Below are 20,693 nucleotides of genomic sequence, written 5' to 3'. Positions count from 1 at the left end.
TTTTTTCACCTGCCTTGGCCCACGCAATTGTCGGCTCCTTATCGGGCGGCGGTCCTGACGGCCTCTTCGTGTGCCGCACGGAGAAGGCCGAGAATGTAGCCATTCGCGAACGCGAAGCCCATCACGTAGCCGGGATCATCGGGGTGATAGGGGCTATGATCAGCGAGCAAGGAGCCTTCCCAGCCGGTGTCGCGGAGCAGGCGAATGATGTTGAACAGGTTCACGTCGCCCTCGTCGTGGTAGACCTCGACGAAGTTGTTTTGACCGCCGCGTACATTGCGGAAATGGATCTGGTGAACCTTCTTTCTCTCCAGCAAGCCGTACAGAAGCGCGAACTGGTCATCACCGGCCGGCATCGATTCGCGTGAGACACCGGTGTCGTACTGGAAGCCGTTGTTCGGAGAGTCGTAGAGCTTCTCGTATTTCAGCAGCGCAGCCGCGTAATCGGCGGCATCAAAGCTGTCGACGCCGAGATAGCCCAGCGGCAGGCCGCCCGGATCGTAGGGATGGCAGGCCATCTTGACGCCGCTTTCGATCGCGACCGGAATAACGCGCGACGCCCAGGTTTGCAGGCGCTCCCAATAGTCATCGGAGGACACACGACCCGCGGGTGTCGGCGGCAGCTCGCGCCAATTGTCCTCCAGCTTGAACGCATGATATTCCGAGCCGCCGCGGCCGGGGACCTTCTGATTGCGGCGGATAGGAGTGAGATTCCAGTGGTAGCTGATGATCTTGACACCGGCGCGACCGGCAGTGCGGACGTTCTCGCAAATCAGATCCAAGTAGCGGTCGCGTTCCGGACCCGGCGTCATGGCGATGTACGCCGAATCCATCCGGACGCTTTCCCAGGTTAGATCGTTCTTTTGCAGATTGTCCTGAATGCGCATCATGCCTTCGAGACTCCACCGCGTGGTCGGCTGAAGCCGGGCGCCTCCCATACCGGTGCCGAGCGCCTCGGCGCGCGCCACAGCCGCTTCATTGGGCGCATCGTTTCCGAAAACGTCGGGAGCCGCGCTCTTTGTTTCCAGCGAGATGTCGAGATATCGAATGCCCCAGCGCTGATGCCATTGCATGTTCTGGCGCGACGTCACCGGCCCCTTGTCGAAGTTGCGCTGGCCACCCAGCCTGATCTTGTCGTTGACACGCACCGGCAGCGGAGGGACCGCCCCGTTGCTTGCCCCTGGCACCGCAATGGCAGGAACCGACACCGCGGCGCCTGCGGCTCCGGCCAGCAGAGCCTTGGCAAAATCTCGCCTGTCCATCCGTTACTCCTTCAGCGCGGCAAGTCGGCCGCGCGGCCATCAAGAAAGCGATTTCAGCAACAGCGTTGCGACCACGATCATGATCGCGCCGCCGACGCGGGTGGCGATCTGGGCGAAGGCCATCAACCCCATGCGATCGGCAGCACCGAGAATGGCAACATCGCCGGTGCCGCCGAGGCCCGAGTGGCAGGCCGTCACGATGGCGGCCTCGATGGGATACATGTTCAGCCACCTGCCGACGTAAAATCCTGACGAGATCATCGCCAGCACCGTGGCCGTGCAGATCATGACGTAGCCAAGGTTGAACGAGGCGACGAGCTGCTCCCATTTGACCAGCAATGCTCCCATCGCAACCAGGATGGCGAAGGTCAGGTTCGTCGACATGAACTTGTTGATCTGATAAGCGCCGAGCTCCATCTCGGTCGGCAATATCTTGGTCAGCTTCAGTGCCACCGCAGCGATGATCATCATGATGGGGCCAGGAATGCCCGTGAAGGGTGCCAAGGTCATGCCGAGTACGAACAACGCGCACGACAGCACGATTCCGGCACCAAGCAGCCCGAGATCGATCGGACGGTCTGGCCGCGCCTCGCCGAGAATGTCGCCGTCTCCGGTTTTGACCAGCATACCCTGGCCATTGAGATCGCGGCGCGTTTCGCCAAGACGCGCGAGCAGTCCGGCGCAGACGATCGCAACCACGTTGCCGAGCAGCGCCGCCGGCACCATGTGCGCGACGAGGTCAGCCTGTGGCCGCTGCAAAATCTCCGAGTACGCAATGGACAGCGGCAACACGCCTTCGGCAAGGCCGCCACCGACGATCGGAATGATGATGAAGAAGAAGGTGTCTTTCGGGCTATAGCCAAACAGCAATTCCCACTACGATGCCGGCGGACACGGCGGCAATTGTCCCGATCAGGAGCGGGACGAACATGAGGATAAAGCCTTGAACCAGCACACGATAGGGCATGCCGAGAATCGAGCCCGCGACGAGGCAGGCAATGAAGAAATATTGAAAATTGGCGGTGCGAAACGTGGTCGTGATTGCCTTCAGGGCTTCATCCGGCATCAGACCGTAGCTCACCAAGGCTGCTGGAACGAACAGACAGAGAATCGCAGTACCACCGATTTGCTTCAGGACGGGTATTGTCTGGCCCACCTTGCCGAGCAGAAAGCCGAGCAGCATCAGCACCGACAGTCCGCCGATCACATCATTCGGCAGCTTTTTGAAATAGACGGCAGCAGCACAGACGGCCATCGCAGCAACGTAGATGCCGATCGGCAACGGGCCGATCTTGAGCGCGGCGAGCCTCGTCGGAGCGGCTGTTTCCGGCACCTCAGCCGGGCGATACGTCGTGTCTACCAAGGGTCCCTCCACTGTTTATCGTTCGTTTGTGGCGCGGCGGACTGGACCGGCTCCAAGGTCTTGCAATTCAAAACATCCACGGATTTGCCGCGCGATGCCGCGCTTCGAATTCGCGGATGTCGTCGGCGAAGGCGAGTGTGGAGCCGATGAAATCGCGGCCGGTCAGAAAGGCCTCCTTCCTCGCCTGCTCGATCTCGAATGTGATCGAGCGGAGACCGCGGTCGAACCGGATCGTCTGCGCCGCGAGGTCGATGGTGACATCATTGCGCGCGCGGTCGGTCACAACGGTGGCGAGCTCGCTCACCACGCCGGGGTCGAGCGAAATCGTCAGGAGACCGTTGTTGGCACAATTGTCGTTGAAGATACCCGCGAAGCTGGTGCCGATCAGCGCGCGAATGCCAAGTTGCTGGAGACCCCAGACGGCGTGCTCGCGGCTCGACCCGCAGCCGAAGTTCGGACCCACCACAAGAAAGCAAGCGTCGCGATAGCCCTGCTGGTTCAGAATGAATTCCGGATTGGGCCTGCCCGCGCTAAAGCGCAGCAGGTTGAAGGCTCCCTCGCCAAGCCCGCTGCGATCCACGCCTTTGAGGAACATCTTCGGCATGATGACGTCTGTGTCGACGTTCGGCACCATTATGGGCGCGGCCGTGCCGGTCACTTGATCGAAGGGCTTCATTGATGCGACCCGCGCAGGAGACGACGCACGTCGGTGATGTGTCCGGTCACGGCCGCCGCGGCCACCATCGCCGGACTCATTAGGTGTGTGCGCGCACCCGGCCCCTGGCGGCCTTCGAAGTTGCGGTTGGTTGAGGATGCGCACCGCTCGCCCGGCTTGAGCACGTCGTCATTCATCGCAAGGCACATCGAGCAGCCGGATTGCCGCCATTCGACCCCAGCGTCGGTGAACACTTTGGCCAGGCCTTCAGCCTCCGCCTGCGCCCTGATCTGGGTCGAACCAGGCACTACGATCGCCCGCACGCCGTTCGCAACACGGCGCCCGCGAAAGATTTCGGCCGCATCGCGCAAGTCTTCGATGCGCGAATTCGTGCAGGAGCCGATGAAGGCGAAGTCGATCGGAACGGATTGAATGGGAACACCGGGCGACAGGCCCATATAGCTCAGTGCACGCGCGGCTGCCGCCTTGCGGTCGGGTGCAGCCTGTTGCGCGGGATCGGGAACGTTCTCCGTCACCCCGATCGCCTGGTCAGGGCTGGTGCCCCAGGTTACGAGTGGCGAGACCTCCGATACGTCGAGCGCGACCTCGCGGTCGAATCGGGCGCCCGGATCCGAGGCCAGTGTCAGCCAGCTCTTGGCCGCTTGCTCCCACATCTCGCCCTTCGGCGAGCGAGGGCGGCCTTTGAGATAGTCCAGCACCTTTTGATCCGGCGCGATCACGACGCCACGCGCGCCGCCCTCGACAATCATGATGGACATCACGATGCGGCCCTCGACGCTCATATTCGAGACGACGTGGCCGCTGAACTCCACTGCGTAGCCGGTCGCGCCGTCGGCGCCGATCCGCCGGATGACCTGCATTACGATGTCCTTGGGCGTGACGCCGAGCGGGATAGATCCGGTCAGATGCACGCGCATCGTCTTGAGGCGGCGGTAGCGGACCGTCGAGGTCGCCAGATAGTGCTCGATGTCTGATGTTCCGATGCCGTAGCCGAGAGCACCAAAGGCTCCGTATGCCGTGCTGTGGCTGTCGCCCGCAGCGATCACCATACCGGGCATAACCAGCCCCTGCTCGGGAGCAACCACATGCTCGATGCCCTGGCGCGGGTCGAGGATATCGAAATATTCGATGCCGAAGTCCCTGGCGTTCTCTGCGAAATAGTCGACCTGTCGCGCCGCGCTCGGGTCCGGCATGGCGAGGGTCCGATGTGCGGCGGTGGGGTTGACGTGGTCAACCACCATCAGGGCAGCTTTGGGGTTCCACACCTTGCGTCCGGCCGCCCGCAGCCCGGCGAAAGCCTGAGGACTGGTATATTCGTTGAGCACGGTGCGGTCGACATAGAGCAACACGAGACCGGAATCATCGAGATTGCGAACGACGTGGGCGTCGATCAGCTTGTCATACAGCGTGCGCGCGACCATCGCGCTTTCCTCCGAAAAAGCTCTTCATTCGACCGTGCCGCGCGCATGGCTGGAAATCCAATGTCGTGTTCTGATATCGTTATGCACATCCTGCATAAGCGCAGGAGTTGCCGGGGAGGCCTTCCGTGGAGATCAATTGGCTGTACGATTTCGTTGCGGTCGCCACGTCGCGCAGCTTCTCGCGAGCGGCCGAAGAGCGGAATTGCTCGCAACCCGCCCTAAGTCGCAGGATACAGGCGCTCGAGCTGTGGACCGGCGCACCGTTGCTCGAGCGCACAACGCATAGCGTCAATCTTACGCCGGCAGGCGAAGTGTTTCGTCAAACCGCCGAAGACATCCTCCGCCGACTGGCGGCCGGCCGCCTCGAGGCTCAGGAACGAGCACGCGGCGCGTCCGATGTCTTGAAGTTCGCCTCCACCAACGCGCTGTCACTGACCTTCTTTCCGGATTGGCTGCGCCGCATCGAGACCGAGCTTTCGTTTGTTCCGAACGTGCAGCTCGTCGCTAATCACATGGAAGGTTGTGAACGGATCCTGCTGGCGGGGGATGCGCATTTCTTGCTCTGCCATTATCATCCTGCGGCGACAACAGCGCTGATGCCGTCGCATTTTCGCTCGCTGCATGTCGGTGACGACCGGCTGATTCCGGCATCGGTGCCGGCTTCGCGCCGTAACCGAAAGCCTCGCTTCAAGCTTCCCGGAAGCGAAAGCGCGCCGGTTGAATTCCTCAGCTTCCGCCCTGAATCCGGCATGGGACGGATCCTCGAAGCGGTCCGCACAAGGTCGCCGGTGCAAGCGCACCTGCGTACAACATTCACCTCACATCTGGCGAAGCTGTTAGTGACGATGGTTCAGGCGGGCCGCGGCATGGCATGGTTGCCTGAAAGCCTGATCAGCGATCAGCTTGCCTCAGGCGACATCGTCGCGGCAGGTGGACAGGAATGGTTCGTGCCTATCGAAATCCACATCTTCCGGCCGAAGCTTCGCTTGGCACAAGCCGCAGAGGTATTCTGGCGACACATCGAGAAAAACGGGCGCTAGCTTTCTCGCATGACCGGTCCCGAGCGTTACTCGAGCGCAAGATCGATCCCTGCGAAGCGCTGACGCAATCCCATCGCGTAAAACCATAGTCGAGCGCACAAAGGCGTAGCGTTGGTGCCCAGGGCAGAATCGAACCGTCCGGCTTCGCCCTTCGGGCTATGCCGGGACGAACTTCTGTGCTGACGGCTTGGTGGCTACGGCTGCGCTGAGCTGAATGGTGCCCAGGGGCGGGATCGAACCACCGACACTGCGATTTTCAGTCGCATGCTCTACCAACTGAGCTACCTGGGCGTACTCGCGGGGCCTGAAAGGCCGGTGCGAGCGGGCGGTTTATAGAGAGGTCGGGGCGCCGTGTCCACCCGGCTTCGCGAAAAACGCTTCGCCGGGCGCGGCCCGCACCTGAACGTTTCCCCAACTTGTTGGGAAATCTTGGCTATTCCGGGTCTTCCGCGTCGTCCTCGCGGCCGGGAACGACGTAGCGGCCGGTCAGCCAGCGGTTGAGGTCGACATCGCGGCAGCGTGGCGAGCAGAACGGGCGGAAGGCCTGTTCGACGGGCTTGCCGCAGATCAGGCAGGCGCGCGGCGTGGCCGGGGGCGTTGGGGGTTGGTCGGTCATGGCTGAAGCGGAGCGTACACTATCAGGCAATCGAGAAGGCGGTCTCGTGTTCCGCTCTCACCGAGGTCCCCTTTCCCTTCTCCCCTTGTGGGAGAAGGGAAAGGGGACGCAGTCCGCGACGGATGAGGGGTCTCCATCCGCGGAACCCGACCCCTCACCCGGAATTCAAGCTATCGCTTGAATTCCGACCTCTCCCACAAGGGGAGAGGTGCACCACCGATGCGGCAACGAATCTCACACCGTGGCCGTGTTGAGCCAGCCGTGGCGGATCGGAAAACCTTCGCCGCCGAGCAGGGTCACGGTCTCGTAGAGCGGCAGGCCGACCACGTTGGTGTAGGAGCCGACCATCTTGACCACGAAGGATCCGGCGATGCCCTGCACGGCATAGCCGCCGGCTTTGCCGCGCCATTCGCCGGAGCCGATATAGGCCTGGATGTCGTCCTCGCTGAGCCGCTTGAAGCGCACGCGGGTCTCGACCAGGCGCTGGCGGAACGCCTCGCGCGGCGTCACCACGCAGATCGCGGTGTAGACGCGGTGGTTGCGGCCCGACAGCAGCCGCAGGCACTGCGCGGCCTCGTCGACCAGATTGGCCTTGGGCAGGATGCGGCGGCCGACCGCGACCACGGTGTCGGCGGCAATGATGAAGGAGCCGCGCAAATCGTCGTCGAGCTGCACCGATTTCAGCGCCGCGTCCGCTTTCGCACGCGCCAGGCGGTTGGCGCAGGCGCGCGGCAGCTCGCCCCGCCGCGGGGTCTCGTCGACGTCGGCCGGGCGCAACGCGTCGGGCTCGATGCCGGCCTGGTTGAGCAGGGCCAGCCGCCGCGGCGAACCGGAAGCAAGAACGAATTTGGGACGGCCTAGCATGCGGGTTTTTGGGCTGAATCGGGGGGACGGACGCGGGCGGAACCTATCGGATGGAGCATGGATGCACAACCTTGGAACCGGCTTGCGAATCGCACGCCCCCTTGCAGACAAGGCCCCATAAGCACAGTCGTTTGTCAGTCTGGCGACAAGGCGCGGTTCTGCCAATCGGAACACACGGCGCCCCTCACCTCGACCGGGCCTCACAGATTGGCGGCACCCGCATTGGCAAAACGGCGGCGGATGCGCAGCAACAGGCCGTCGCAGACCTCGCGATAGGCGGCGAGCTTCTGCTCGCGATTGCCTCCGGTGCCGGTCGGATCGACGGTGGGCCAGTATTCGACCTCGGCGGCGAGCGTCCGGGTCAGATCCAGCGCCTTGTGGTGCGCCTCCGGCGACAGCGTGATGATGAGGTCGAAATTCAGCCCCTCCCAGTCCTCGAGTTCCTCGAAGGTCTGCGGCTTGTGGCCGGAAATGTCCTGGCCGAACTCGGCCATCACCGCGACCGCGAACGGATCGAGCTCGCCCTTCTTGACGCCGGCGGAACGGACGTAGACGCCCTGCGGAAACATCTGCTGCAGCAGGCTTTCGGCCATCGGCGAGCGCACGGCGTTGTGGCCGCATGCGAACAGCACGGCCTGAGGGTTGCGCGCGCGCGGCGCTTCCATGCGATCAGGCTTTTTTTGGCCGGGGCAAAACCCCGTCCATCATCGCATCACCGATCATCCGCCCTCGCCCTTCCAGTGCAGCACGGTGATGAGCGTGAACAGCCGTCGCGCGGTCTCGAAATCGACCCGCACCTTGCCCTTGAGCCGCTCCTGCAACGTGCGCGAGCCCTCGTCATGGATGCCGCGGCGGCCCATGTCGATCGCCTCGATCTTGTCCGGCGTCGCGGTCCGGATCGCCTGGTAATAGCTGTCGCAGATCATGAAGTAGTCCTTCACGACGCGGCGGAACGGCGTCAGCGACAACAGATGCGCCACCACCGGCGTGCCGTCCTCTTTCCGGATATCGAACATCAGCCGGTTGCCGGTGATCGCGATATGCAGGGTGTAGGGCCCGGGCGCGGCGCCTTCGGGCGCGAACAGATTCTGCTCGACCAGGTCATAGATCGCGATCGCCCGCTCATGCTCGATGTCGGGCCCGGAACGGCCGATCGATTCCTCGTCGAGCGTCACCGCGACGATGCGATTGTTGGAATCCTCGTCGTCTGGCGGCTTGTTCATGAGAGGTTGAGGCGCAATCCGACGGAACGTGAGTGGGCATCGAGACCCTCGGCCTGGCCGAGCGTCATCGCGGCGGGCCCGAGCGCACGAAGCTGATCCGGCCCGCACCTCAGGATCGAGGTTCGCTTCATGAAGTCAAGCACCCCGAGCCCCGAGGAGAACCGCGCCGAGCGCGCGGTCGGCAGCACGTGGTTGGAGCCGCCGACATAGTCGCCGATCGCCTCCGGGGTATGGGCCCCGAGGAAGATCGCGCCGGCGTTGCGGACCTTGTTCGACAGGCCCTCTGCGTCCGCGGTCATGATCTCCAAATGCTCGGCCGCGATCGCATTGGCGAGCTCCACCGCGTCGTCGAGCTTGGCCACCTTGATCACGGCGCCGAAATCATTCCACGAGGTGCGGGCGATCTCGGCCCGCGGCAGCGTCGCCAGCTGCGCCTCGACCGCGCGCTCGACATCGGCGGCGAGCCGCGCGCTGTCGGTGATCAGGATCGACTGCGCACTGACGTCGTGCTCGGCCTGCGCCAGCAGATCGGCCGCGATCCAGTCGGCGTTGAAGGTGTCGTCCGCGATCACCAGCACCTCGGAGGGCCCGGCGATCATGTCGATGCCGACCTTGCCGAACACCAGCCGCTTGGCGGCGGCGACATAAGCATTGCCGGGGCCGACGATCTTTGCCACCGGCGCGATCGTCGCCGTGCCGTAGGCCAAGGCGGCCACCGCCTGGGCGCCGCCGACGCGGTAGATCTCCGAGACGCCGCCGAGATGGGCTGCCGCCAGCACCAGCGGGTTGAGCTTGCCATCCGGCGCCGGCACCACCATGACCACCCGCGGCACGCCGGCGACCTTGGCCGGCACCGCGTTCATCAGCACCGAGGACGGATAGGCCGCGGTCCCGCCGGGCACGTAGAGCCCGACCGCATCGACCGCGCTCCAGCGCCAGCCGAGCTCGACGCCTTCGGCATCGGTGAAGCGCTCGTCCTTCGGCAGCTGGCGGCGATGGAAGGTCTCGATCCGGTCGCGTGCGAATTTGAGCGCCTCAACGGTTTCGGGGTCGCAGGCTGCGACCGCAGCGTCGATCTCGGCCGCCGTGATGCGCAGGCCGGCGGCGTCGAGTTCGAGTCGGTCGAACTTCCTGGTCGCCTCGAGCAGCGCCGCATCGCCGCGGGCCGCCACGTCGTCGACGATGGCACGGGTGGCGCGTTCGACGTCGGCCGAGACCTCGCGCTTGGCCGCCAGGAAATCGCGGAAACGCTGGTCGAAATCGGCGCTCTGTCGGTCCAGGCGAACGGGCATGACGGCTTTCTTAGGTGGAATTCAGCTCCCTGCTCAATGGCGCGGCGGATAATGGCCGTCAACCCTTCGGGAGCGCTGAAAATTGGCGTCGTCCCGGCGAAGGCCGGGACGACAGGATTTACCCCGGCACCACGCCGAGGTCGTCTTCCCCGAGATCGGTCAGTTCGCACTCCAGGCACTCGACATCGAGCCGGAGCGCCGCACCCTGCCCGAACATCAGCAGCGCGCTGCCGCCAGGCGGGTCGGAGGCATGGAATTCGATCCCGAGCAGTTCCAGAGTGGCCTCCGGGGCCTCGGGGTCGATATTGCGCGCCTTGCATGCCAGCACCCGGTCGAACCGGAGCGCGGCAATCAGCCGGCGCGAGCAGGTGCCGCCGGACAGGGTCTGTTCCCAGTCGAGCCGGTTCAGGCCGACCACCAGGCGCTTCTCGTCCTGGCGCCAGACGATGTCGGCAGCCTGGACGCGGGCGTCCTGGACATGGGCCGAGATCACCGCGAGGTCATCGGCATCGAGGGCGATCAGTTTCAGCGGCGCGGGTGGAGACATGACGGTGGTTATAACGTCTCGGAGCCGAGGAGGTACCACGCAAGCCAATGGAATTCGCGCTGCAGGAACCGGAGCTATTTCGCTGAACAAGTGAGGTGAGCATGCCAGTCGGGCTCCCTCCCCCCACGCAACCGGGGTCTACCCCGGTTGCGTGGGGAGGGAACCCCTGCCGTCGGTGGCTTCCTCACTTCGGTGCGGCCAGCAGTAGGCAACGCAGACGCTTGCTCCGCGCCTCAGCCCTTGATGAACGCCAGCAGATCCTTGTTGATCGTCTCGGCTTCGGTGGTCGGCATGCCGTGCGGAAAGCCCTTGTAGGTCTTCAGCGTGCCGTTCTTCAGAAGCTTGGCCGAGAGCGGGCCGGAATCGGCATAGGGCACGATCTGGTCGTCGTCGCCGTGCATCACCAGCACCGGGACGTTGATCTTCTTCAGGTCCTCGGTGAAGTCGGTCTGCGAGAAGGCGACGATGCCGTCATAATGCGCTTTCGCGCCGCCCATCATGCCCTGCCGCCACCAGTTCTGGATCACCGCTTCCGACGGTTTCGCACCGGGCCGGTTGTAGCCGTAGAACGGTCCGGCCGGCAAATCGCGGTAGAATTGCGAGCGGTTGGCCGCGACCTGGGCCTGCAAGCCGTCGAACACCGATTTCGGCAGGCCGCCGGGATTGGCCGGCGTCTGCACCATCAAGGGCGGCACGGCCGCGATGATGGCGGCCTTCGCCACCCGGCTCTCGCCGTGGCGCGCAATGTAGTGCACGACCTCGCCACCGCCGGTGGAATGGCCGACATGGACCGCATTCTTCAGGTCGAGATGCGCGGTGACCGCAGCGAGGTCGTCGGCATAATGATCCATGTCATGGCCGTCGGCGACCTGGGCGGAGCGGCCGTGGCCGCGGCGGTCATGGGCGATGACGCGAAAGCCATGGTTGAGGAAGAACAGCATCTGCGCGTCCCAGTCGTCCGACGACAGCGGCCAGCCATGGCTGAACACGATCGGCTGGCCCGAACCCCAATCCTTGAAAAAGATCTCGACGCCGTCTTTGGTGGTGATGGTGGGCATTTGATTGCTCCTCTTGTTGCGTGCGTCATTCCGGGCTCGCGCTTGGCGCGCCCCGGAATGACGAGAATGATCAGGCGAACGTAACCGGCCTGAACCGGCGCCAGGCGCCGATGATCACCAAAGCGAAAAACACCAGCACGATGCCCTGCACGACAGCGAACACCGGCCCGGACGGCGGATTCGGCGGCACCGCAGGGGCCAGCGCCTGCAATGCCGGCACCTTGAGGAAGCTCTGGATGACAAGCACGAAGACGTTGAGATAGAGCGAGACCATCGCGGTCACGATATAGATCGGGCGCCAGGCGCCGTTAAGCCGCATCGCATACAGCGCGATGCAGGCGATCGCGAGCAGCACCAGCGAGAGGCCGCCGATGATATGCGACGGCAGCAGCTTCTCGGTCACCAGCGGCGGGATCACGAAGCCGGTGGCGTTGGTCAGGATCGTGAGGATGAGGAAGATCGAGGTCAGGCCGGGCATCGCGCGCGAGCCGAGCAGGCCGAACATCACGATCACACCGGCGGCGATGGCGATCAGGCTGATGATGACGTGGACAAGCACGATCGTCGACATGTGGCGCACTCCCCGTTGAGGACCCGCACCACGTTACGATGCGTCTTGGAGAATTACCACACGTTGAATGGCAGGATGGCCGGCATCTCATCCGAAATTTTTCCGGCGCCGGCTTTGATCGACCCGCGCCCATCGGATGCAGCGACCTGTGCGCGGATTGGGACGTTGAAATCAATAATAGCGCGGGATCGGGCCGTTATGCGGCGTCTTGCGCTTCGAAAGGTCGAACAGCACCTCGTCGACATAACACCAGCCCCAGCCCTCCGGCGGATCGTAGCCCTCGATCACGGGATGGCCGGTGGCATGGAAATGCGCGGTCGCATGCCGGTTCGGCGAGTCGTCGCAGCAGCCGACATGGCCGCAGGTCCGGCAGATCCGCAAATGCAGCCAGCGGCTGCCGCTCTTCAGGCATTCCTCGCAGCCGAGCGCGCTCGGCGTGACGTCCTGAATGCCTGCGATATGGCTGCAGCCTTTTGTCATTTCTGGCCTCTCTAACTTGTGCGCATTTCGACCCGTCATCCTGAGGAGGCCGCGCAGCGGCCGTCTCGAAGGATCGACGGCCACCAGCGGGGCCGATTCATCCTTCGAGACGCCGCTTCGCGGCTCCTCAGGATGACGGGAAAAAGCTACAACGGCGGACTCCCCGCATCGGCGAGATAGCCGTGCAGGGCGGCGACGACCTGGGCGCCTTCGCCGATCGCGCCGCCGACGCGCTTGACCGAGCCGGAGCGGACGTCACCGACCGCGAACACGCCGGGCACCGTGGTCTCGAGCAGCGGCACGGCGCGCGCGCCCTCGCCGTTCTGCACGCCGGTCACCACGAAGCCGCCGCGGTCGACCTGCACGCCGCAGCCCTCGAGCCAGCCGGTCGCCGGATCGGCGCCGACGAACAGGAAGAGGTTGCGGACGTCCATGATGAACTCGTCGGGTGCGAGCCGGCTGCGCCAGCGCACCCGCTCCAGCGTCTCGGCGCCGTCGAGCCCGATCACTTCGGTGTTGAACATCAATTCGATGTTCGGCGTCGCCTCGATGCGCTCGATCAGATAGCGCGACATGCTGGCGCCGAGCCCTCCGCCGCGAATCATCATGTTGACCCGGCGCGCATGCGCCGACAGATACACCGCGGCCTGGCCTGCGGAGTTGCCGCCGCCGACCAGCACGACGTCCTGGTTGGCGCACAGCCGCGCCTCGATCGGCGAGGCCCAGTACCAGACGCCGCGGCCCTCATAGCTCTCGAGATTGTCGATCTGAGGCCTCCGATAGCGCGCGCCGCTGGCCACCACCACCGACCTGGCGCGCAGCGTATGCCCGCATCCGGTGGCAAGCGCGAACGCACCCGACGCCTGCGTGCAGTCCAGCGATTTGATCGAGACCGGGATCAGCATCTCGGCGCCGAATTTCTGCGCCTGGTTGAAGGCGCGCCCGGCCAGCGCCTGGCCGGAGATGCCGGTCGGGAAGCCCAGATAGTTCTCGATCCGCATGCTGGCGCCGGCCTGGCCGCCGAAGGCGCGGGAATCGAACACCGCGACCGACAGCCCTTCGGAGGCCGCATACACCGCGGTGGCGAGCCCGGCCGGGCCGCTGCCGACCACAGCGACATCGTAGAGCTTGTCCTGCGCGCCGTTGCCGATCATGCCGAGCGCCATCGCCAGCGCGGTCTCCGAGGGATTGCGCAGCACGGTGCCGTTGGGACAGACCACCAGCGGCAGCTCGGCGCGGGTCGGCGAGTAGCGTGCGACGAGGTCGGCGGCATCCTTGTCGGCCTCGGGATCGAGGACGTGATGCGGCTGGCCATTGCGCGCCAGGAAGTTCTGCAGCGGCGCCATGTTGCCGACCGAGGCCGAGCCGATCAGCACCGGCCCGCCGGCGCCGCCCTGGATCAGGCTGACGCGGCGCAGGATCAGCGCCCGCATGATGCGCTCGCCAAGATCGGCCTCGGCGACGAGTAGCGCGCGCAGCCGCTCGGGCGGCAGCAGCAGCGTCTCGACGGCGCCGTCGGCATGGCCGTCGACCAGCGCCGGACGGCCGGAGAGCTGGCCGATCTCGGCAAGGAACTGCCCCGGCCCCTGGTCGATGATCGGCGTAACATGGCCGAGGCCATCGCGCTGGGTGATCGCGACATTGCCGGACAGCACCACGAACATGCCGGGCCCCGGCGTGCCGGTCTCGAACAACGCCTCGCCGTCCCTGTAGGAACGCGGCTCGCCGAAGCGGCGCATCCGCTCGATCTCGTGCGCGGTCAGGGTCGGAAAGGTCTGCTCATGGCGCGGGAAGGCGTAGGCGGTGGCGTTCAGCCGGTTGATCGTCGTCTCGTCTGCAGCCATTTTCGGTGACCCGCTTCCCTTTGCACCACACATACGAATCGGGTTAGCGGCCCGGCTCGTTTTCGCCGGCGTCATCCAGCGAGCCGTCATCTAGCGAGCGATCGGCGAGTTCGGAAGAGGCCGCATCGTCACGACCGCGCGCCTGCGATTTCCGCCGCTTGAGGTTTTCGCGCAGCGCCAGCTTGAGGCGATCCTGTCGTGAATCCTTCACGCGGGCTCCGGCCGGCCCGCCGCCTCTGTCCTGCTCGCCTGTCATTGCAAACTCTCGAACTGCTATCGCCTTGCGCGAGGCGACCATAGCCAATGGCGGATGCCCGCGCACCCTGCCCGGTCGGCCAGTTGCGCACCCGGTGGCATGATTCGGCGGCTTGGCGGATCAGGAGCTTTCGGTAGAATCGGGAACCCAATCGAGCCCAAATCGACCGGATTGGGCGGAATCACCGACGGAACGCCAATTTCTGCCCATTTCACCGGCAGTGAGGGCGCTGTTTCGCTTGCGCGAAAGGGAGGCCTGTGGCAAGAACCGCCCGCTTGGACGGGCCCTCGGGGCCGATTCAATTTTCCCGGGCATGCTGCCGTAGCTCAGTGGTAGAGCACTCCATTGGTAATGGAGAGGTCGACAGTTCAATCCTGTCTGGCAGCACCATCCCGTTCCACTGACACATCAGTCACCCACTGAAGAAATTGGGCCCGGCCACGTGATGCTGGCTGGGAGCTGCCGGCGTGGTCCACTCTTGTTGCAACTCCGCGATTGGGGCCAGGACTTGCCCCCGGGCGCGTGGCGCGCAAGTTTGAAAATTTGATGACCAAATGTCGCAAGTAAGTTGAGAGAATCAAAATATTCGCGTCATGTAGTCCGATAGTCAGGTCGAGAATCCCCGAGTGCATTCCCCCCGCTACAACATTTTGCTGCTGTGCGCCGCCGCAGCCCTGAAAACCAATACGGTATCGGATCATATTCGTGCGTTTCGCCAGTATGGTCGGCACAATTTTACGATTGTGGATTCGCTGGCGTTCGAGGCGATCGGAACGGATCTCGATGCCTATGACTGCATCGTATTTCACTATTCCATCGTGATCTCGATGGACAACTACCTTCCCGCCTCTTTCCGCGACAAGATAAGACGGTTCAAGGGGGTCAAGGTCGCGTTCATTCAGGACGAATATCGCTTCATCGATCGTCAAAACGCTGCATTGGCCGATTTGCAGGTCGGCGTGATTTTCACGGTCACGAATCCCGACGTGACCCGAAAGATTTACCGCGACCCGTATTTCGATGGTGTCCGCTTCGAGCACACGCTCACGGGATTTGTGCCCGAACATTTGCTGTCGATTGACGTGCCTGACTACGCGGCGCGCCCGCTCGAGGTTTCGTATCGCGCACGCAAGGCGCCGGCCTGGCTCGGATCGTTCGCCGAGGAAAAATGGCGAATTGCCGACAGATTTGCCGCCGATGCAGCCCGGCACAACTTGGTCTGCGACATCGACACCAGCGAGACGTCCAGGATCTATGGCGGCTCCTGGGTCGATTTTGTCGCGAGCTCGAAGGCGGTCCTCGGGACGGAGAGCGGCGTCAGCTTCATCGATTTCACCGGGGACACCCAGGTCGACGTCGAACGCTTCTGCGCAGAAAATCCCGATCTCCCTCACGAGGTGGTGAGACAGAGATTTTTGGGTGACGACGACGGCAAGATCGTCATCCGGGTGGTTTCTCCGCGCATTTTTGAAGCTGCCGCGCTTCGCACCCTGATGATTCTCTATGAAGGTGACTATTCAGGTGCGGTACGGCCGTGGGAGCATTATGTACCGCTCCGGCGCGACCACGGCAACATGGCGGAAGTGGTCTCGATCATCCGAAATCCGTCCAAGGCACAATCGATAATCGATCGCGCGTATTACGAAGTTGCCCTGTCGCCTGCGTGGACGTTCAAGCAGATGATCGAGCGATTTGACCAGGTCGTCATCGACGAAGCGCAACGGCTCGGGCTCACACGCAGCACGCTTCCTGAGACGCTCGGCCCACTGGAGCTAGCCATCAGCACAAAAGGACTTCAGTGGGTCGCCCGCGGCCAATACCTCGAGGAGCACGTTGTCCCGGTCTACGACAACCTGGTCGACGGCCATCTGGAATTGGTCGGACACTATGAGCGCCTGAACCAATACTATCAGGGGTTGGTCGAAGACTACCAAAGTCTGGCCGAAGACTACCAAAAGCTGGCCGGAAACCATCAAAGCCTGGCTGAAGGCAACCAAAATCTGGCCGAAAGATACCAGGAGCTCGCGCGAGACCTGAGCCTTCCGCTCAGTCGCGTCGCCTATGTGCGGCTGCGGCAAAGCCTCAGCTCATTGAAGATGAAACTGACGCTCGCCCTTCAGCAGGTGAAGGCGCTCCGGGGCGAGCAAATGCCCTCGTCCGGTTCGCTGGATCAATGCGCGAGCAGCGCGCCGACCCCACCGATCATCAGCGCGACGTAGAACGCGAACACACTGCCGACCCATTTCCAATCGATCTGTCCGTGTTCGGGGCTGAGGCTTTCGATGATGTCGTGCATGATGGTTTCCTTGAGATGCATGCAGGGCGTATAGACCGCGCTCCGAGCACATCATGTGACTCACTTCACACTTAAAAAGTCGCGGAGCGGACTTCAGCGTGACCGGCCCGGAATTAAGGAAATTGCGCAAACATCTCGGCGAGGCGCTCGGCCGGGAGCTGACGGCCGCCGACATGGCGAAACTGTGCGGCCTGCCGGCAGCCGGCGGCGCCGAGAAGCTGCGCAAATGGGAAGTCACCGGCCCGCCGCCGAAGGTCGCCGGCCTGCTGCGCGTGCTGGCGATGGCGAGCGAGCACTATCCGATCCTGCAGGAGTTCGACGTGTTCGATCGCCACGACGTTCCGGTCGGGGAGCGCACCGCGCGCCGCGCAGCGTTCCGCGAGCAGATGCGCGACGATGTGCGCAAGCGGCTCGCCTAAGGCGGGATGAGTTTTGATTGAATCGACTTGGTTAACGGAAGACGCGCTGTGCACGCCGCGTTAAGCCTTCCGTCATCGCGGCTTAAGCGTTCGTTAGGCACAACAAAACGTTTCGCCGCAAAGGCTGCGACTTAACGCGCCAAGCCGTCGTTCGGTGAGAAATTTTATTCAAATGCGGGCTAACCCAGCGGCCATGGATGGCGCCATTCACGCTGCGCCTCATGACTTGTCCGGAGACTGCCCCATGAAGACGTTCCTGCTCGCAACCGCAGCCGCAGCTGCCACCGTCGCTGCCCTCGGCGCGACCGCTCACGCCGCCGACCTCAACCGCGGCTATTACCAGAAGGCGCCCGCGCCGGTTTACGCCGCGCCGCTCTACAACTGGACCGGCTTCTATCTCGGCGGCCATCTCGGCGGCGTGTTCTCGGGCAACAACAATTTCAACGGCCTCGCGCTGTCCGACTCCGACGCCCGCTTCATGGGCGGCGTGCAGGCCGGCTACGACTGGCAGCTGTCGCCGATGTGGGTGATCGGCCTCGAAGGCCAGTATTCCTGGCTCAGCGGCCATCAGCTCAACGCGATCTTCCCGGGCGGCTATGTCTACAACAACAACCAGCGCGGCATCGCCTCGATCACCGGCCGCGTCGGCTACACCTGGGGTCCGGGCCTGATCTATGTGAAGGGCGGTTACGCCTATTCCGACAACAATGAGTCGGTGACGCTGGGCGGCGCGCCGGTCGGCTTCATCCTCAGCGATAATCACAGCAACGGCTGGACCATCGGCGGCGGCGCCGAATACATGTTCGCGCCGAACTGGTCGGCCAAGGTCGAGTATCAGTACTACGACTTCGGCGACAGCCGCTTCACCGCGCCGGGCGCGCTGGCGCAGTACGGCAGCTTCCACAATGACGAGCACACGGTGAAGGCCGGCCTCAACTACCGTTTCAATCTCGGCAATCTCGGCGGCCCCGCTTACGGCCGCTACTGAGACGACCGACCATCACAACCAGGAGTGGAGAGGCCGGCTCGCGCCGGCCTTTTCTGCGTCCGATCGCGTGCATCGGTTTCGCACAGCGAACTGAAACGGCGACTGTGCACGGCGGCCCTGAAAAATCCCGCAGCTCGCCGCAATTTTCCCGATTTTGTTAACCCGCCGCACCGATACTCCCGCGCCGGGGAAACATCCAAGAGTAGTGGCCGGGGTAGTTGGCCAGGGGGTACAGGGGCAATGGCGTTTTCGTTCAAGCTCGGCAAACCAAATCTCAAGCGCATCCGCCTGCCGCAGATGGGCGTCAGGGGCAGCCTGTTCGCGGCCTTCGCCGTGATCGCAGGCATGGCGCTCGTGATCAGCGCCGGCGCCGGCATTGTGCTGCATCGGCTCGGCGGCACCATGAGCGATCTCTCCGGCCGTGACATTCCGCGGCTCGCCGCCAGCCTGCAACTGTCCGCGCAGAGCGCCTCGCTCGCCGCCCAGGGGCCCGGTCTGCTCGCGGTGCAGAGCGAGGATGCATTGGTCGAGCGCACCAAGAAGGTGCAGGAGGTCGCTCAGCAGACCAATGCCAAGCTCGGCGAGATCATCGAGCTCGGTGCCGACAAATCCGTGGTCAGCGCATTGCAGGAGAACGTCAAGAACACCGACGAGGCGACCAAGAGCCTGATCTCGGCCGCGCATGAGCGGCTCGACATCGCGGCGCTGCGCGACAAGCAGTACAATGCGCTGCGCAAGGCGCAGAACGCCTTCGTGTCCGCCGCCGGTCCCGCGATGCTCGACGCGCAGACCCGGCTCAACGCCATCCTCGCCTCGGCCGAGGTCTCCGCCGACGACGCCACCGAAGCGGCCCGCACCGTCGGCCAGATCAGCAATGTGCTCTCCGTCGGCAATCTGATCGCCGCCGACATGACCGCGGCGCTGTCGGCCACATCCAGCGAGACGCTCGATGCGATCGAGGCTGAGTTCAAGAACGGCCGCGAGCGCGTCAAGTCGAACCTCGAGGACCTGCCGAACAATCCGGCGATCGTCGCCGTGCGCGACACCGCCGCGAAGCTGCTCGCGCTCGGCGAAGGCAAGACCGGCGTGTTCAAGGTCCGCCAGAAGGAGCTCGATTCGATCGATTACGGCCAGACCATCCTGGAAGAGACCCGCAAGCTCAATGTCGGGCTCGGCATCAGCGTGCAGCAGCTGGTCGAGGCCGTGCAGAAGGAGACCGACGCCTCGACCTTCCAGGCGCGGCAGCAGATCTCGCTCGCGACCACGGTCATGATAGGCCTCGGCGCGCTGACGCTGGTCGGCTCGTTCCTGTTCGTCTGGCTCTATGTCGGGCGCAACATCCTGCGCCGCATCCGCGGCTTGCAGCGCTCGATGCAACTGTTGTCCGACGGCGACCTCGACACCGAGATCCCGCAGAGCCGGCAGCGCGACGAGATCGCCGTGATGGCCGACGCGCTGCAGGTGTTCCGCGAGAGCATGATCGAGAGCCGCGAGCTCACCGACAACCAGAACAAGGACCGCTCCGCCAAGGCCGAGCGCGCCTCGCGCATGGAGGCGCAGATCGCAGCGTTCGAGTCCAACGTGCAGAGCGCGCTCGGCAGCCTGCAGACCGCCGCCAACTCGATGCAGTCGACCGCGCAGAGCATGTCGGCGACCGCCGACCAGTCGAGCGCATTGGTCAACGCGGTCGCCTCCGCCGCCGAGGAAACCTCGGTCAACGTCCAGACCGTATCGGCCGGTACCGAGGAACTGTCGTCGTCGATCCAGGAGATCGGCCGCCAAGTCGTCACCTCGGCGGAGATCGCCCGCAAGGCGGTGCAAGAAGCCAGCGCCACCGACAGCACGATGCAGGGGCTCGCCGACAACGCCGCGCGGATCAGCGTCGTGGTCGACCTGATCCAGACCATCGCCTCGCAGACCAACCTCCTGGCGCTGAACGCCACCATCGAGGCGGCGCGTGCCGGCGAGGCCGGCCGCGGCTTTGCCGTGGTCGCCTCCGAGGTCAAGAACCTCGCGAGCCAGACTGCGAAAGCGACCGAGGAGATCCGCCAGCAGATCGTCAGCATGCAGGAGGTGACGACCACGGCGGTCTCCGCGATCCGCAACATCTCGAGCACGATCGGCGAGATCAACGACGTCACCACCGCGATCGCCGCCGCGGTCGAGGAACAGGGTGCCGCGACCCGCGAGATCGCCCGCAACATCCAGCATGCGGCGGGCGGCACCAGCGAGGTGTCGAGCAACATCGTCGGCGTCTCCACCGCCTCGGCGGAGGCCGGCACTGCTGCCGCCGAGGTGCTCAACGCCTCCGACGCGCTACGCCGCGAGGCCGACGTGCTGCGCTCGGAGATCGACGGCTTCCTGTCGAACATCCGCGCGGCGTAACTTGCCGCCGCCGTTCGGGGGCGATGCGACAGCATCGAACCCGGAACCTCGAGATTCCCAGGTCCGCAATTGCGCGTCTCGGGGTGACGGAA

22 protein-coding genes and 2 tRNA genes are annotated in these 20,693 nt (G+C 64.2%); 6 read left to right on the top strand and 18 right to left on the bottom strand.

Going from position 1 to position 20,693, the window contains the following annotated elements:
* Positions 1-38 precede the first annotated feature (38 nt).
* The 5 genes from ACVMB0_RS12340 to leuC all read right to left on the bottom strand — a co-directional run bounded on the left by ACVMB0_RS12340 (position 39) and on the right by leuC (position 4,722).
* Entirely contained in the window at positions 39-1,262 is a 1,224-nt protein-coding gene (locus ACVMB0_RS12340; protein WP_461346394.1) for a mannonate dehydratase, read from the bottom strand.
* Positions 1,263-1,301: 39 nt separating this feature from the next.
* Positions 1,302-2,132: a 2-hydroxycarboxylate transporter family protein gene (locus ACVMB0_RS12335; RefSeq protein ID WP_461346393.1), complete on the bottom strand. Its 831-nt coding sequence runs from the start codon at positions 2,130-2,132 to the stop codon at positions 1,302-1,304.
* Complete coding sequence (locus tag ACVMB0_RS12330) at positions 2,116-2,625, bottom strand: 2-hydroxycarboxylate transporter family protein (RefSeq protein ID WP_461346392.1); 510 nt, start codon at positions 2,623-2,625, stop codon at positions 2,116-2,118. Before ACVMB0_RS12330 ends, ACVMB0_RS12335 begins: the two co-directional genes overlap by 17 nt.
* A gap of 67 nt (positions 2,626-2,692) precedes the next feature.
* Positions 2,693-3,301, bottom strand: a complete 609-nt coding sequence (gene leuD, locus ACVMB0_RS12325; protein ID WP_456750518.1) for a 3-isopropylmalate dehydratase small subunit — start codon at positions 3,299-3,301, stop codon at positions 2,693-2,695.
* Entirely contained in the window at positions 3,298-4,722 is a 1,425-nt protein-coding gene (leuC, locus tag ACVMB0_RS12320; RefSeq protein ID WP_461346391.1) for a 3-isopropylmalate dehydratase large subunit, read from the bottom strand. Before leuC ends, leuD begins: the two co-directional genes overlap by 4 nt.
* A gap of 125 nt (positions 4,723-4,847) precedes the next feature.
* Between leuC and ACVMB0_RS12315 the strand changes: the two genes are divergently transcribed.
* Positions 4,848-5,762 (top strand): LysR family transcriptional regulator, encoded by a 915-nt coding sequence (locus tag ACVMB0_RS12315; protein ID WP_461346390.1) that lies wholly within the window; start codon positions 4,848-4,850, stop codon positions 5,760-5,762.
* Positions 5,763-5,977: 215 nt separating this feature from the next.
* Here the strand turns inward: ACVMB0_RS12315 and ACVMB0_RS12310 are convergent.
* From ACVMB0_RS12310 to ACVMB0_RS12255, 12 genes are all read right to left on the bottom strand, one after another.
* Positions 5,978-6,053, bottom strand: a tRNA-Phe gene (locus tag ACVMB0_RS12310).
* Positions 6,054-6,195: 142 nt separating this feature from the next.
* Positions 6,196-6,378, bottom strand: a complete 183-nt coding sequence (yacG, locus tag ACVMB0_RS12305) for a DNA gyrase inhibitor YacG (protein ID WP_461346389.1) — start codon at positions 6,376-6,378, stop codon at positions 6,196-6,198.
* A gap of 234 nt (positions 6,379-6,612) precedes the next feature.
* The gene (locus ACVMB0_RS12300; protein ID WP_456750699.1) at positions 6,613-7,242 is read right to left on the bottom strand and encodes a Maf-like protein; all 630 of its coding nucleotides are present in this window, start codon (positions 7,240-7,242) and stop codon (positions 6,613-6,615) included.
* A gap of 200 nt (positions 7,243-7,442) precedes the next feature.
* The gene (locus ACVMB0_RS12295; RefSeq protein WP_461346388.1) at positions 7,443-7,907 is read right to left on the bottom strand and encodes an arsenate-mycothiol transferase ArsC; all 465 of its coding nucleotides are present in this window, start codon (positions 7,905-7,907) and stop codon (positions 7,443-7,445) included.
* Between the two features lie 54 nt (positions 7,908-7,961).
* On the bottom strand, positions 7,962-8,465 hold the full coding sequence (locus tag ACVMB0_RS12290; RefSeq protein ID WP_461346387.1) for a UPF0262 family protein: 504 nt from the start codon (positions 8,463-8,465) through the stop codon (positions 7,962-7,964).
* Entirely contained in the window at positions 8,462-9,757 is a 1,296-nt protein-coding gene (gene hisD / locus ACVMB0_RS12285; protein ID WP_461346386.1) for a histidinol dehydrogenase, read from the bottom strand. The genes ACVMB0_RS12290 and hisD overlap by 4 nt, the downstream gene beginning before the upstream one ends.
* 118 nt (positions 9,758-9,875) lie before the next feature.
* Complete coding sequence (locus ACVMB0_RS12280; protein ID WP_456750703.1) at positions 9,876-10,304, bottom strand: DUF2948 family protein; 429 nt, start codon at positions 10,302-10,304, stop codon at positions 9,876-9,878.
* A gap of 233 nt (positions 10,305-10,537) precedes the next feature.
* Positions 10,538-11,362, bottom strand: coding sequence for an alpha/beta fold hydrolase (locus ACVMB0_RS12275; protein ID WP_461346385.1), 825 nt, complete (start codon positions 11,360-11,362; stop codon positions 10,538-10,540).
* A gap of 70 nt (positions 11,363-11,432) precedes the next feature.
* Positions 11,433-11,933: a hypothetical protein gene (locus ACVMB0_RS12270; protein ID WP_456750705.1), complete on the bottom strand. Its 501-nt coding sequence runs from the start codon at positions 11,931-11,933 to the stop codon at positions 11,433-11,435.
* 171 nt (positions 11,934-12,104) lie between these two features.
* Positions 12,105-12,413 (bottom strand): UBP-type zinc finger domain-containing protein, encoded by a 309-nt coding sequence (locus tag ACVMB0_RS12265; RefSeq protein WP_207833514.1) that lies wholly within the window; start codon positions 12,411-12,413, stop codon positions 12,105-12,107.
* A gap of 146 nt (positions 12,414-12,559) precedes the next feature.
* Positions 12,560-14,257, bottom strand: a complete 1,698-nt coding sequence (locus ACVMB0_RS12260; protein WP_461346384.1) for an FAD-dependent oxidoreductase — start codon at positions 14,255-14,257, stop codon at positions 12,560-12,562.
* A gap of 43 nt (positions 14,258-14,300) precedes the next feature.
* Positions 14,301-14,513 (bottom strand): hypothetical protein, encoded by a 213-nt coding sequence (locus tag ACVMB0_RS12255; RefSeq protein WP_461346383.1) that lies wholly within the window; start codon positions 14,511-14,513, stop codon positions 14,301-14,303.
* A gap of 315 nt (positions 14,514-14,828) precedes the next feature.
* Here ACVMB0_RS12255 and ACVMB0_RS12250 point away from each other — a divergent pair.
* Together ACVMB0_RS12250 and ACVMB0_RS12245 are read left to right on the top strand one after the other, a co-directional pair.
* A tRNA-Thr gene (locus ACVMB0_RS12250) sits at positions 14,829-14,903 on the top strand.
* Between the two features lie 236 nt (positions 14,904-15,139).
* The gene (locus ACVMB0_RS12245; RefSeq protein ID WP_456750708.1) at positions 15,140-16,732 is read left to right on the top strand and encodes a hypothetical protein; all 1,593 of its coding nucleotides are present in this window, start codon (positions 15,140-15,142) and stop codon (positions 16,730-16,732) included.
* Here ACVMB0_RS12245 and ACVMB0_RS12240 read toward each other — a convergent pair.
* The gene (locus ACVMB0_RS12240; protein WP_456750709.1) at positions 16,684-16,809 is read right to left on the bottom strand and encodes a hypothetical protein; all 126 of its coding nucleotides are present in this window, start codon (positions 16,807-16,809) and stop codon (positions 16,684-16,686) included. The two genes, ACVMB0_RS12245 and ACVMB0_RS12240, sit on opposite strands and share 49 nt — an antisense overlap.
* A 122-nt stretch (positions 16,810-16,931) precedes the next feature.
* Here ACVMB0_RS12240 and ACVMB0_RS12235 point away from each other — a divergent pair, with 122 nt between their 5' ends.
* The 3 genes from ACVMB0_RS12235 to ACVMB0_RS12225 all read left to right on the top strand — a co-directional run bounded on the left by ACVMB0_RS12235 (position 16,932) and on the right by ACVMB0_RS12225 (position 20,601).
* Positions 16,932-17,228, top strand: coding sequence for a hypothetical protein (locus tag ACVMB0_RS12235; RefSeq protein WP_461346382.1), 297 nt, complete (start codon positions 16,932-16,934; stop codon positions 17,226-17,228).
* A 244-nt stretch (positions 17,229-17,472) separates the two neighbouring features.
* The gene (locus tag ACVMB0_RS12230; protein ID WP_461346381.1) at positions 17,473-18,216 is read left to right on the top strand and encodes an outer membrane protein; all 744 of its coding nucleotides are present in this window, start codon (positions 17,473-17,475) and stop codon (positions 18,214-18,216) included.
* A gap of 240 nt (positions 18,217-18,456) precedes the next feature.
* The gene (locus ACVMB0_RS12225) at positions 18,457-20,601 is read left to right on the top strand and encodes a methyl-accepting chemotaxis protein (RefSeq protein WP_461346380.1); all 2,145 of its coding nucleotides are present in this window, start codon (positions 18,457-18,459) and stop codon (positions 20,599-20,601) included.
* The last annotated feature ends 92 nt before the right edge of the window (positions 20,602-20,693 follow it).

Source organism: Bradyrhizobium sp. USDA 4451 (assembly GCF_054822585.1).
The sequence above is the reverse complement of the archived record's forward strand: the minus strand, read 5'-3'. Positions and strand labels throughout refer to the sequence as shown.